Origin of the sequence: Aliiroseovarius pelagivivens (assembly GCF_900302485.1) — a bacterium.
Classification (GTDB): Bacteria; Pseudomonadota; Alphaproteobacteria; order Rhodobacterales; family Rhodobacteraceae; genus Aliiroseovarius; species Aliiroseovarius pelagivivens.
This window is the reverse complement of the sequence record NZ_OMOI01000001.1, coordinates 323,615-336,641: the sequence shown is the minus strand read 5'-3', so window position 1 is coordinate 336,641 and position 13,027 is coordinate 323,615. Positions and strand designations below refer to the sequence as shown.

Genomic DNA, 13,027 nt, shown 5'->3' with positions numbered 1-13,027 from the left:
GTCTCCTCCCCCAATTCCTATTCAAAGCCAGCGTTCAACGATGACCACATCGCGGTCATCGGGGTCTGGCCGCTGGGAAAAGCCCAGCTCTTTCATTAAGCGAAGCATTGGGTCGTTCTTTTTCAGAACCGTCCCTTCAATCACATCAAGCCCGTGATGCTGTGCCGCGCTGAACAGCCCTTTCATCAGCCGCGTACCAAGACCCTGATGCTGGATCCGGTCCGACACGACGATGGCAAATTCGCAGCTTTTCTGATCCGGGTTGATCACATATCGCGCCACCCCGACCAACACATCCTTCCCGTCGATCTCGGCCATGGCGCCAAGGGCCATTTCGCGGCGATAGTCGATGGCTGAGAACTGAGCCAACATTTCTGGGCTGAGTTCATTTACCGAGCCCATGAACCGCATTTTCTTGGCCTCGGGCGACAGGTCACGCATGAAGGATTGCAGATACTCGGCATCTTCGGGCCGGATCGGGCGGATCACAAGAAGCGTACCGTCCGACAAGAAGGTCTCGCGTGCAAGGTGGCGCGGATAGGGATGGATCGCCATGTGGTCATAGGGACCGTCCTTTGCGGGGGCCCGCTGGACCGAGATCCGCGCATCCACCGCCAACACCCCGTCCGGGCTGGCAAACAGTGGGTTGATGTCCAACTCGGTGATTTCAGGCAGTTCGCTGACGATGATCGACACGCGTTTTAGCACATCAACCAGCGCATCGCGGTCCACGGGGGCCGCATCGCGGAAGCTTTCTAAGGCTTTTGACACGCGCGTTTTGTTGATCAATCGTTCGGACAGAACCGCGTTCAGAGGAGGAAGCGCGACCGCGCTGTCTTTCATCACCTCGACCATTGTGCCGCCTGCTCCGAACAGAACTGTGGGGCCGAAAACCGGGTCTCGGCTGGCCCCGATCACCAGCTCGCGTGGGTCTTTCAGGTTGGCCATAGGTTCAACCGTAATGCCATTGATCTGCGCCTCGGGCCTTGCGGCCTTGGCAGATTTGACCAGCTCATGGAACACCCGCGAGACCGACGTCGCATGGGCCACGTTCACCCGCACCCCGCCTACATTGGTCTTGTGTGTGATGTCGGGCGAAGCAATCTTCATCGCCACCGGATAGCCTACGGATTCAGCCGCAACCAAAGCCTGCGAGTGCGTCGTCGCCTCGATCGTCATGTTCACCGGAATGTTGAAGGCCTTCAGCAGCGCCTTGCTTTCCGTGTCCGACAGCATCTTGCGCCCATCTGACAAGGCCGACGCGATGATCAGGCGCGCGCCGTCCAGATCCAGCCCCTTTTCGAACGCGCGGGCACGTGGAACTTCCAATGCCAGTTTGCGGTTGCGCCGGTGTTGCACCAGATAGCTGAACCCTTCGACCGCCCGTTCAGGCGTTTGGAAATCCGGCACCCCTGCTTTGGACAGGATGGCACGGCCTTCCTCGACCGATGGCTCACCCAGCCAGCAGGCCAGCACCGGCTTCTTGCGCCGCCGGGGCAGCGCGTCCACTACAGCTTGGGCAGTAGCGACGGCATCCGTCATCGCCTGCGGGGTCAGCATCACCAGAACGCCGTCATTGTCAGGGTCGGCAAGCGCGGCTTTCACCGCTGCTGCATAGGTCGCAGGGTCCGCATCGCCCAGAATATCGACCGGGTTGGCGTGGCTCCAAAACGCGGGCAGCACTTTGTCCAGCTTTGCTTTGGTGGCATCCGATAGCGGCGGCAGCGCGATGTCCAGATCACCAGCGCGGTCAGCGGCCAGAACGCCAGACCCGCCGCCATTCGTGATGATGCACAGACGATCGCCATTCACCTTGCGTGTGTTGGCTAGAATTTCTGCCGCGGCGAACAGCTGACCCAAAGTACCGACACGCACTGCACCTGCCCGCTCCAGCGCCGCGTCGAACACATCATCCGAGCCGATCAACGCGCCCGTGTGCGTATGGGCCGCCTGAGAGCTGGTCGCGTGGCGGCCAGATTTCAGTACGATCACCGGTTTCAGACGCGACGCCCGGCGCAGCGCCGACATGAAATTCTGCGCATCCTTGATGCCTTCAATGTACAGCAAGATAGCATCGGTGCGCGGATCCATTGCCAGAAAATCCAGCACGTCTCCGAAATCGATATTGGTTGAGTTGCCAAGGCTGACCATGGCGGAAAAGCCCGAGTGATGCGGCCCGGCCCAGTCGGCAATGGCCGAGACCAGTGCGCCGGATTGGGAAACGAATGCCAGCCGGCCCTTGGGCGGGTCCGAGCGTAGAAAACTAGCATCAAGCCCCAGCCATGGACGCACCAGACCAACACAGTTCGGCCCCATAAAACGGATGCCGCCCTTGCGCGCGGCAGCCACCACCTGCGCTTCCAGATCCTTGCCGCGACCATCCCCTTCTCCAAAGCCCGCCGACAGGATAATGGCAGATTTCACGCCGGCCTCAGCACAGTCGCGCATGATACCGGGCACGGTGTGCGCAGGCGTTGCGATTACGGCCAAATCTACTTCGTCCGGCAGATCCGTGATACGGCGATAGCACGTCGCATCCCCGATGGATTTGTGTTTCGGGTTGATCGGATAAAGGGTACCCTCGAACTCGCCAGCCACCAAGTTGCGCCATGCCATCGCGCCAACTGAATCACCGCTGGGGCTTGCCCCGAACACGGCGACCGAGGTGGGATCGAAAAGCGGGGTCAGCGGGCTTTTGTCCATCAGACGAATCCTTTGCGATTGCGCTTTCATACTCAGCGCAGCTTCGTTCATGGATAAACGCCACGACAACCCGCGAGTCTTTGATGTGCCTCAAGCTTTTGACACAGATGTGGCTTCGATGCCCTTAAGGATCGGACAATCAGGGCGGTCATCCCCGGCGCAAGCCTGCACCAGATGGGACAGCGTATCACGCATGGCGATCAGGTCGGTAATCTTCGCCTCGATCTCGTCCAGATGGGTGCGCGCGATGCGTTTGACGTCGGAACTGGCGCGGGATTGATCCTCGTAAAGGGCCAGCAGCGTGCGGCAATCCTCGATCGAGAAACCCAGCGCGCGGGAGCGGGCGAGGAAGGTCAGCTTGTGCAGCTCGGTCTCGCCAAACACACGGTAGCCGTTGGAGTTGCGCGAGGGCGTGACCAGCCCGATCTCTTCGTAATAACGGATGGTTTTGGCGGGCAGGCCCGTCTGGGTGGCGGCGTCCGAGATATTCATGTGGCCTCCTTCAGCGCGGGCTTGATGAACCGCAGGCGCAGGGCGTTGGTCAGAACCAGAACCGAGGATGCAGCCATTGCCCCTGCCCCCAACATCGGCGACAACAGCACACCCCAGATGGGATAAAGCACGCCAGCGGCGACCGGCACTAAAGCGACGTTGTAGCCAAACGCCCAAAAGAGGTTCTGGCGGATGTTGGTCATGGTGCGGCGGCTGACCTGCAACGCGTTCACGACACCCGACAGCGCGCCCGAGGACAGGACCACGTCGGCCGCTTCGATAGCCACGTCCGTGCCGGTTCCGATTGCGATGCCTACATCTGCTTGGGCCAATGCCGGGGCGTCGTTGATGCCGTCCCCGACGAAGGCGACCTTGCGACCTTCGGCCTGCATATCCGCAATGGTTTGAAGCTTCTCACCCGGAACAACACCTGCGACCACGCGGTCGATCTCCAACCGGTCGGCAATGGCGGCGGCGGTGGCCGTGTCGTCGCCGGTGACCATCACCAGTTCTTTGCCCATCGCCCGCAATGCATTCAGCGCGTTTGACGTATCGGGTTTCACCGGGTCGGCGACACCTATCAACGCGGCGAGCTGCCCGTCATAGGCCGCGAAGAACACGGTCTGACCATCCGCGCGCATGGGATCGGCCCGGTCGACAAGATCCGTCAGAGGTACGCCCTCGCGCGCCATATATTGCTGCGAGCCGATCAACATGCGCTTGCCCTCGGCATCTGCAGACAGGCCGAAACCGGTTTCAGTTTGGACGGCGCTGACCTTTGCTGGCGTTAGGCCGCGATCTGTCGCGCCGGACAGAATGGCCTGCGCCAAGGGGTGTTCGCTTTGCGCCTCGGCCCCTGCGATCAGGGCAAGAAGCGTGTCGGCATCCTGCCCGTCTGCAACCTCGTAAGCGGTCAGCGCAGGCCGCCCTTCGGTCAAGGTGCCGGTTTTGTCGAAGGCAACCACATCCACCGATTGCAGCGCTTGCAACGCGTCTCCGCGCCGGAAGAGCACGCCCAGCTGCGCGGCGCGACCTGTCCCCACCATGATCGAGGTCGGCGTGGCCAAGCCCATTGCACAAGGGCAGGCGATGATCAGCACGGACACACCCGCTACCAGCGCCAATCCCAGCGCGGGATCGGGCCCGATCAGCAGCCAGACCGCGACGGTCAGCACCGCGACGGCCATCACAACCGGGACAAACACGGCGGTGATCCGGTCGACCAGCGCCTGAATGGGCAGCCGCGCGCCTTGGGCGTCTTCAACCATGCGCACGATTTGCGACAGCATCGTGTCAGGGCCAACAGCGGTCACACGCGCTTTCAGGGCACCGGTGCCGTTCACTGTGCCTCCGGTGATCGGGCTGCCCGATGATTTCGCGACGGGCACCGGTTCCCCAGTGATCATGCTTTCGTCGACAAGGCTTTCGCCCTCGATGATTTCGGCATCCAGAGGGACACGTTCGCCAGGGCGGATCACGATGACCTCGCCGGTGATGACCTGCGCGACGGGGCGGGTGATCTGGCGGCCCTCAACCTCGACCGTGGCTTCGTCCGGCGCAAGTTCGACCAACGCCCGGATCGCTTCGCCAGTGCGGCCCTTGGCACGGGCCTCCATCCAGCGACCGACAAGGATCAGGGTGACAATGACAGCGGCGGCCTCGAAATACACGTTCACGGTGCCCGGGGGCAGGATGCCGGGGGTGAGGACCGACACCAGAGAATAAAGGTAAGCCGCCGATGCACCAAGCGCGACCAGCGCGTTCATTTCAGGCGCACCACGAAGAAGGGCGGGAATGCCCTTGGCAAAAAACAGGCGACCGGGGCCGAACAGAACAATTGTTGTCAGGATCAGTTGAAGCCAGTGCGAGTTCGCCTGCCCAATGTTGCGCATGACCCAATGGTGGAAGGGCGGAAAGAGATGCCCGCCCATTTCGATCACGAAGACCGGCAGGGTCAGGGCAGCAGCCAGCAGGGCCTTGTGTTTCAACGCCCGTGCCTCGTCCGCTTTGTCGCGCGGCCCAGCAGAGCTGCTATCCGCGCGCGGTGTCGTCGGAAAACCCGCCTTGGTAGTCTTCGCCGACAGCGCCTCGGGCGTCACGGATCCCGTCAGAAAGGTCACGAACGCGCGTTCCGAGGCAAGGTTCACCCGCGCATCCAGCACACCGGGCGTGGCTTTCAGCATCCGCTCGACCCGGCCCACACAGGCGGCACAAGACATGGACTGCACGTCCAGAACAACCGTGTCACGCCGCGCAGGATAGCCCGCGCGATCCAACGCGGTGGCAAGGTTTTCAGTGGTGGCGGGGGCTGCAAAGGACACCCGCGCCGTTTCCGTGGCAAGGTTCACCGGAGCCGCGTCCACGCCTTCGACCGAGTCCAACGCACGCTCGGCCCGTCCGACGCAGGACGCGCAGGATAGGTTTTCCAGCTCGAGAGTTAGTGTTTTCAGCGCAGCCATAAGATTCTCCGGTGTGACGGAGTATAGATAGGGGTTCCAGTGACTGGAAGGTCAAGGGGTGCGCGGTGAATTTGCCATGTTGACCACCGAAATAGGCGCTGTATTCAGAATACAGATCACGACAGGAGCCACCATGACCACTTTCCACGTCCCCGATATGAGCTGCGGCCATTGCAAAGCCTCGATCACTGAAGCGCTGGAAGGGATGGGCGAGGTCACCCTAGACTTCGACATGGACGCCCGCGACGTGAAGGTCGAGGGGCTGGAGCCCGCCGCCGTCATCGACGCACTGGACGAGATCGGCTTTCCCGCCAGCGCAAAATAAAAAACCCCGGCACTTGGCCGGGGTTTTCATTAGCGTTTGTGACAGGCCACTTGCTGACCATTGCCGCGATCCGTCAGGGGCGGCTTCGTTTCCGCGCATTCCGGCCCGGCAATCGGGCAGCGCGTGCGGAATACACAGCCGGATGGTGGGTTCAACGGCGATGGCAGATCGGCATCCAGGATCATCACCTCTTTTGAGGCTTCCGCGTTCGGATCCGGGATCGGCACGGCAGAAATCAGCGCTTCGGTATAAGGGTGACCGGGCGAACGATACAGCTGCGCTGACTCGCTGATTTCGACCACATTGCCCAGATACAGAACCATCACGCGGGTCGAGATGTGTTTCACCACCGACAGGTCATGCGCGATGAAGATCAGGCTCAGTCCCATCTCTTCCTGAATTTCCATCAGAAGGTTGATCACCTGCGCCTGAATGGACACGTCCAAAGCGGACACAGGTTCATCACAGATGATCAGTTGCGGCTTCACGATCAGGGCACGCGCAATCCCGATCCGCTGACATTGCCCGCCCGAAAACTCGTGCGGGTACCGGTTGATCATGTTGGGCAGAATGCCAACGCGATCCAGCACTTCACGCACCCTGTCTTTCACTTCAGAAGCTGACAGGTTCGGGTGGTGAGTGGTTAACGGCTCGGCCACAATTTGCCCGATGGTCATACGCGGGTTCAGGGACGCCAGTGGATCCTGAAAGATCATCTGCATCTCTTTGCGATGCTCACGCATGTCGTGCTTGTTGAGCTGCAACAGATCATTGCCCAACCAAAGGACGGTGCCTGCTTCCGCTGGGACCATGCGCATGATGGCGCGCGCCAGCGTGGACTTGCCACAGCCGCTTTCGCCCACGATGCCCAGTGTCTCGCCCGGCATCAGATCAAAGTCGATCCCATCCACAGCCTTCAGTTTGTCAACTGGGGTCCAAGGCATCGCGCCCTGACGTTTGATGTCGAACCAGACCTTCAGGTCGCGAACAGAGAGAAGCGGGGATTGCACGTTCATGACAGCTCCTCCAAGGATTTCAGACAGGCCCGGTGGCGCACCGCGCGCCCCGCAACGCCTTCCAGCGTCGGACGTTCGACGACGCAGCGATCATCCGCAAATTCGCAACGCGGCGAGAACGGGCAGCCCTTCGGCATGTTCATCATGTTGGGCGGGCTACCGGGGATTGTCGCCAGCGTATCACTTTCGATGTCCAGACGCGGCACAGCTTTCAGAAGGCCCATCGTGTAGGGATGGGTCGGCATCTCGAACAGGCCCTTGGTGGTGCCATATTCCATCTGCTGACCGCCATACATAACCAGCGTTTCCTTACACGATCCCGCAATAACGCCAAGGTCATGGGTGATCAGAATGATGGCCATGTTGAAGTCCTTTTGCAGGTCCTCAAGCAGCTTCATGATCTGCGCCTGAACGGTCACATCCAGCGCGGTCGTGGGCTCGTCCGCGACCAGAATATCTGGCTTGCACAGCAGCGACATCGCGATCATCACGCGCTGACGCATCCCGCCCGAGAACTCGTGAGGATACATCGTCACGCGCTGTTTCGCTTCGGGAATGCGCACGGCATCAAGCATGTCGACAGCCTGTTTGACCGCTGCTGATTTCGAGATCCCTTTGTGATGGGTCAGCACCTCGGCCATCTGATCGGACACTCTGAGGAACGGATTCAGACAGGTCATCGGATCCTGAAAGATCATCGCAATCCGCTCGGCGCGGATTTTGTTCAGCTTGGCCACAGGCATGTTGAGGATTTCTTGCCCCTCAAGCTTTACCGATCCAGTTGCTTTACCGTTCTGCGCCAAAAGGCCCATGATGGCGAAGACAGTCTGGCTTTTGCCCGATCCGCTTTCCCCCACCACGCCAAGGGTTTCGCCGGCTTCCAGATCAAAGCTGATCTTGTCCACGGCGGTCACAGTACCATCCTGTGTGTCGAAGTTGACGCTCAGGTCACGGACTTCAAGTAGTGCCATAACTCACGCCTCCCTTAGCGGTCTTTCGGGTCCAGCGCATCGCGCAGACCGTCACCGATGAAAAAGAAACAGAAGATGGTGACCACGAAGAAGAACAACGGGAAGGCAAGCTGCCAGAGCGTCCCATAGTTCATGGTCTTGGTGCCTTCAGACAGAAGTGCACCCCAGCTGGTGAAGGGTTCCTGAACGCCAAGGCCAAGGAACGAGATGAAGCTTTCGGTCAGGATCATCTGCGGCACAAGAAGCGTCGCATAGACCACCACCACACCCAGAAGGTTGGGCACAATGTGGCGGATGATGATGCGCCATGTGGGCACGCCGATGGCAATCGCAGCTTCCACGAACTCGCGGTTCTTGATCGACAGGGTCTGACCACGGACGATGCGGCTCATGTCCAGCCATGCGGTCAGGCCGATGCCCACGAAGATCATGGTGATCGAACGGCCCGCGACGACCAGCAGCAGGATCAGCACGAACATATACGGGATCGACATGAAGATATCGACCAAACGCATCATGACGCTGTCCACACGCCCACCGATGAAGCCAGCAGTCGCGCCATAAATCGTGCCGACAATCACCGCGACCAGCGCGCCAATCACGCCAACGGCCAATGAGATACGCGAGCCTTGGACCACACGGTTATACAGGTCGCGCCCATTTTCATCGAAGCCAAAATAGTGCCCGTTCGAGACCGAGGGTTGGCCCACGGTCGCCACGTTGCCAAGCACGTCCCAGTCGATCGTCTCGATATCGTAGTCGCTGATACTCTGCCCAAAGAGCGAGAAGAGTACGATCAGCGTCAGCACGACCACTGACACCATCGCGGCTTTGTTGGCCACGAAGCGCCGGCGCGCGTCTGCCCAAAGGGACCGCCCTTTGACGTCCTCGGTCATACGGCTGGCCATTTCAGCCGTTTTAGGTTGCTGGAGGGGCTGAACAATTCTGTCTGTCATTGCTTTACCCTCACAACCGGATCTTCGGGTCGATCCACGCATAGAGGATATCAACCACCATATTGAACATGATTGTCATGGACCCCAGAAGGATCGTCAGCCCCATCATCACAGCGTAGTCACGGTTGAAAGCGGCGTTCACATAGAAATAGCCGATGCCCCCGGTGCCAAAGATTGCGTCGATGATGAAGGACCCGGTAACCATGCCGACGAAGGCCGGTCCCAGATAGGAAATGACGGGCAGAAGCGACGGCTTCAGCGCGTGACGCCAGATGATCACGTTGTCGGGCAGACCCTTGGCCCGCGCGGTACGAATGAAGTTTGATCGCAGCACTTCCAGCATAGACGAGCGTGTCAGGCGGGCAATCGACGCCATATAGCTGGTCGACAGCGCAATGACGGGCATGATGATGTGCTGCCATTGACCTCCGTTCCAGCCGCCACCGGGCAGCCAGCCCAGCCACAGCGTGAAGACAAGGATCAGGATCGGCGCCATGACGAAGTTGGGCAGCACTTGCGCGCCGATGGTCACGCCAACCGCGAAGTAGTCCAGCCAGCTGTTCTGACGGATCGCGGCCGAGACGCCCAGCGCGCCACCCACGATGATCGCGACAAGGAACGAGATGATCCCGTAAGTCAGCGTCACTGGAAAGCCCTGCGCGATGATGTCATTCACCGAACGGTCTTTGTATTTGTAGCTCGGACCAAAATCGAACTGGGTCACAATGCCCACGACATAGTCCCAAAGCTGCTTATAGACAGGCTGATCCAGCCCGTATTTCGCCTCGATATTGGCGAGGACCTGCGCAGGCAAGGGTCGTTCAGACGTGAACGGTCCGCCGGGCGCGGTCTGCATCAACCAAAACGAGGCGATGAGAAGAATGATGAGTGTCGGGATCGCGACGGCGACCCTTCGTATGATAAAATTAAGCATCTGTACCCCTAGGAGATGCGGCGTTATCGGACCCGTTACACACGAACACGGCGGACCCTACGTAAAGCCGGATCAAGCGCCTATGACAGTTTGACATACAGTGTTCGTTGATCTGGATCAGAAACGCGGATGGGGCACCGCACGCGGATGCGCGGTGCCCCTGTTTCAGATCAGTTCCGGATTACTTCGCGACCTTATACAGGTCTTTCGAGTACCAGTTCTGTTCCACGTTTTCGACGGGCCAGCTGCCGATCAGCTCGGGTTTGATCATGAAACTACCAGCATAGTGGTAGATCGGGATGATCGGCATGTCGGCTGCGATGATTTCCTCGACCTTGGTGTAGTTCGGCTGAGGGTTGTCCATCGTTTTGGCGTCTGCCAGCAAGCCATCGACCATGTCGTTGGCGTATTTGGCGTCGTTATAGCCCGAGCCCGACTGGACCAGATCCAGGAAGGTCGAGGCTTCGTTGTAGTCGCCGCACCAGCCAGCACGCGCGATCTCATAGTTCTGCTCGCCGCGGGTGGTCAGATAGGTCTTCCATTCCTGGTTTTCCAAGGTGACCTTCACGCCAAGGTTCTGCTTCCACATCTGGCTGACAGCCAGCGCCACTTTCTTGTGGGCTTCCGATGTGTTGTACAGCAGGGTCAGGTCGATCGGGTTGTCCGCGCCGTAGCCAGCTTCGGCCATCAGTTCGACAGCTTTTGCATTCCGCTCGTCTTGGCTCCAACCAGCATAATCAACCGACGGCACTTCGAAGCCTGCAGTTGCACCCGGGGTAAAGGTATAAGCAGCGGTCTGGCCGCCCTGCAGAACCTTCTCGGTGATGATGTCACGGTTGATTGCATAGGACAGAGCGCGGCGAACGCGTTCGTCTTTCAGGAATTCCGGTGTGCTGTCGGACACGTTGATCGTGTAGTAGTACGAGCACAGACGCGGGAAGGCAGTGGCCTCATCCGGGTTCGACACTTTCAGCGACGGATACTGACCTGCGGGGATCTCGGTGCGGTCCAGTTCGCCAGCCTGATAACGGGTCAGGGCGACGTTTTCGTCGTTGATCACCAGCGACGTCACGGTGTCGATGATGGTGTTGTCGTTGTCCCAGTACATCTCGTTGCGCTCACGCACCAGACGTTCGTTGGCGACGTGCTCGGTCAGTTTGTACGCACCGTTTACAACGATATTTGCGGGCTTGATCCAGTCCGAACCGTGGGCTTCGATCGCCCATGCCGGGGTCGGGAAAGTCGAGGTGTGGGTGGTGGTCAGCGCGAAATAGGGCAGCGAGCTTCCCAGCGTGACTTCCAGCGTGTGGTCGTCGATCGCTTTCACGCCCAGCTCTTCCACAGCCATATCGCCCGACATGACTTCGGCGGCATTCTTGATGCCCATAACTTCCATGTACCACTGGTATTCCGAGGCGGTGGCCGGATCGGCCAGACGACGCCACGCGTAAACGAAGTCGCCAGCGGTTACGGCTTTGCCGTCCGACCATTTGGCGTCATCACGCAGTGTGAAGGTATAGACAGTCTTGTCATCATTGGTGGTGTGGCTCAGCGCGACACCCGGGACCAGCTCGCCTGCGCGGTTCTGGTTATAGAGACCTTCAAACAGGTCGCGCACGATTTCCGAACCGGATACGTCTTCCACGATCTGCGGGTCAACCGAGGTGTGTTCGTCCAGAACGCGATATGTGAAGGTCTGGTTTTCAGCAAGCTTTTCGCCGGTTTTGGGGTGCATCATGTCTGCAAAGGCCGGGCCAGCAAGTGCAAGGGCCGAGCCCAACAGGGCAGCTTTGATCGAGATGTTCATTAATATTCTCCCTAGTCAATTAGCGATAAGACAGGTGCATTTTGATTAATTTGGGGCCAAGAAAGACTCAGCCCATGTTCTCCTGTCGATGGAGCATCCTAAGCCTAAGACAAAGATCGAAACAACCATTTACGGAGCGGCAAGATATCTACCCGACTCCCCCGCCATTTCGGCGTAATTCATGTTATTTGCCGTCATAATCACATCAACCTTCGTCAGAATGACGACTGTTTGCGTCACCACCCCTGACATCACGGTGATTATTGCCATTCGTGGTCGCTCGTGCGACCATTTGGTAAAACTATGACCACATCAAATGCCCAAGGGGTGAATTCCGTGAAAAGCGAACCGCAGACAACCTCGGATGAGGGGCTGAAGGCGTCGTCTGACCAGTTGCCGCAACTGGCCTTGCCGCGCAATCCGGGGATGGACCTGGATATGAACTGGGTGCGGGCCGTGCAGGCCAATACATCCGCCATTGAACGCCGCTGTGCGACCCTGTCGGGACGTCGCAGCGTGAAGAAGGACTATCAGGCCGCGTGGCTTTTGAAGGCGATCACGATGATCGACCTGACCACATTGTCGGGCGATGACACCGAGGGCCGCGTGCGCCGTCTGTGCGCCAAGGCAGCCCAGCCCGTCCGGCCCGAGATCATGTCGGCCCTCGGGATGGAGCCTGTAACTACCGGTGCCGTCTGCGTCTATCACGACATGATCGAAACCGCCGTATCCCAGTTGAAAGCGCTTGGCGTGACCATGCCGGTTGCGGCCGTGTCGACTGGCTTCCCGGCTGGTCTCAGCCCCTATCACCTACGCGTCGAAGAAATCCGCGAAAGCGTGCGCGCCGGGGCCGAGGAGATCGACATCGTGATCTCGCGCCGCCATGTGCTGACCGGCAACTGGCAGGCTCTGTATGACGAGATGCGCGACTTCCGCAAAGCCTGCGGCGATGCCCACGTAAAAGCCATTCTGGCAACCGGGGAACTGGGATCACTGCGCAATGTCGCGCGTGCCTCGCTGGTGTGCATGATGGCGGGCGCTGACTTCATCAAGACGTCGACCGGCAAGGAAAGCGTGAACGCCACGCTGCCTGTCAGCCTTGTGATGATCCGCGCCATTCGCGACTATTTCGAGGCGACGGGTTACAAGGTGGGCTACAAGCCCGCTGGCGGCATTTCGAAAGCCAAGGACGCGATTACCTATCTGTCGCTGATCAAGGAAGAGCTAGGCGATGACTGGCTTGACCCGCACCTGTTCCGCTTCGGCGCCAGCTCGCTTCTGGGCGACATCGAACGCCAGCTGGAGCATCATGTGACCGGCCACTACTCGGCCACCTACCGCCATCCGATGGGATAAGGACAAAG

The 13,027-nt window shown here is 59.5% G+C and carries 10 protein-coding genes; 2 read left to right on the top strand and 8 right to left on the bottom strand.

Annotated elements, in window-relative coordinates; translation table 11 throughout:
• Window positions 1-21: 21 nt before the first annotated feature.
• From ALP8811_RS01675 to ALP8811_RS01665, 3 genes are all read right to left on the bottom strand, one after another.
• Window positions 22-2,703 carry a bifunctional acetate--CoA ligase family protein/GNAT family N-acetyltransferase gene (locus ALP8811_RS01675; RefSeq protein ID WP_108855463.1) on the bottom strand — a complete coding sequence of 894 codons (2,682 nt, stop codon included), beginning with the start codon at window positions 2,701-2,703 and terminating at the stop codon, window positions 22-24.
• 90 nt (window positions 2,704-2,793) lie between these two features.
• Window positions 2,794-3,195, bottom strand: coding sequence for a Cu(I)-responsive transcriptional regulator (cueR, locus tag ALP8811_RS01670; protein WP_108855462.1), 402 nt, complete (start codon window positions 3,193-3,195; stop codon window positions 2,794-2,796).
• Entirely contained in the window at window positions 3,192-5,654 is a 2,463-nt protein-coding gene (locus ALP8811_RS01665) for a heavy metal translocating P-type ATPase (RefSeq protein WP_108855461.1), read from the bottom strand. The genes cueR and ALP8811_RS01665 overlap by 4 nt, the downstream gene beginning before the upstream one ends.
• A gap of 133 nt (window positions 5,655-5,787) precedes the next feature.
• Between ALP8811_RS01665 and ALP8811_RS01660 the strand changes: the two genes are divergently transcribed.
• Window positions 5,788-5,979 carry a heavy-metal-associated domain-containing protein gene (locus tag ALP8811_RS01660; RefSeq protein ID WP_108855460.1) on the top strand — a complete coding sequence of 64 codons (192 nt, stop codon included), beginning with the start codon at window positions 5,788-5,790 and terminating at the stop codon, window positions 5,977-5,979.
• Window positions 5,980-6,008: 29 nt separating this feature from the next.
• On the opposite strand, the gene oppF is transcribed toward ALP8811_RS01660, so the two are convergent.
• The 5 genes from oppF to ALP8811_RS01635 form a co-directional block, all read right to left on the bottom strand.
• The gene (oppF, locus tag ALP8811_RS01655; RefSeq protein WP_108855459.1) at window positions 6,009-6,995 is read right to left on the bottom strand and encodes a murein tripeptide/oligopeptide ABC transporter ATP binding protein OppF; all 987 of its coding nucleotides are present in this window, start codon (window positions 6,993-6,995) and stop codon (window positions 6,009-6,011) included.
• A complete protein-coding gene (locus ALP8811_RS01650; protein ID WP_108855458.1) occupies window positions 6,992-7,966 on the bottom strand; it encodes an oligopeptide/dipeptide ABC transporter ATP-binding protein in 975 nt (324 codons plus the stop codon). Before ALP8811_RS01650 ends, oppF begins: the two co-directional genes overlap by 4 nt.
• Window positions 7,967-7,980: 14 nt before the next feature.
• On the bottom strand, window positions 7,981-8,874 hold the full coding sequence (locus tag ALP8811_RS01645) for an ABC transporter permease subunit (protein ID WP_108855457.1): 894 nt from the start codon (window positions 8,872-8,874) through the stop codon (window positions 7,981-7,983).
• A 58-nt stretch (window positions 8,875-8,932) separates the two neighbouring features.
• The gene (gene oppB, locus ALP8811_RS01640) at window positions 8,933-9,856 is read right to left on the bottom strand and encodes an oligopeptide ABC transporter permease OppB (RefSeq protein ID WP_108855456.1); all 924 of its coding nucleotides are present in this window, start codon (window positions 9,854-9,856) and stop codon (window positions 8,933-8,935) included.
• Window positions 9,857-10,037: 181 nt separating this feature from the next.
• Window positions 10,038-11,663 (bottom strand): peptide ABC transporter substrate-binding protein, encoded by a 1,626-nt coding sequence (locus tag ALP8811_RS01635; RefSeq protein ID WP_108855455.1) that lies wholly within the window; start codon window positions 11,661-11,663, stop codon window positions 10,038-10,040.
• A 303-nt stretch (window positions 11,664-11,966) separates the two neighbouring features.
• Here ALP8811_RS01635 and deoC point away from each other — a divergent pair, with 303 nt between their 5' ends.
• A complete protein-coding gene (gene deoC / locus ALP8811_RS01630) occupies window positions 11,967-13,019 on the top strand; it encodes a deoxyribose-phosphate aldolase (protein ID WP_108855454.1) in 1,053 nt (350 codons plus the stop codon).
• The last annotated feature ends 8 nt before the right edge of the window (window positions 13,020-13,027 follow it).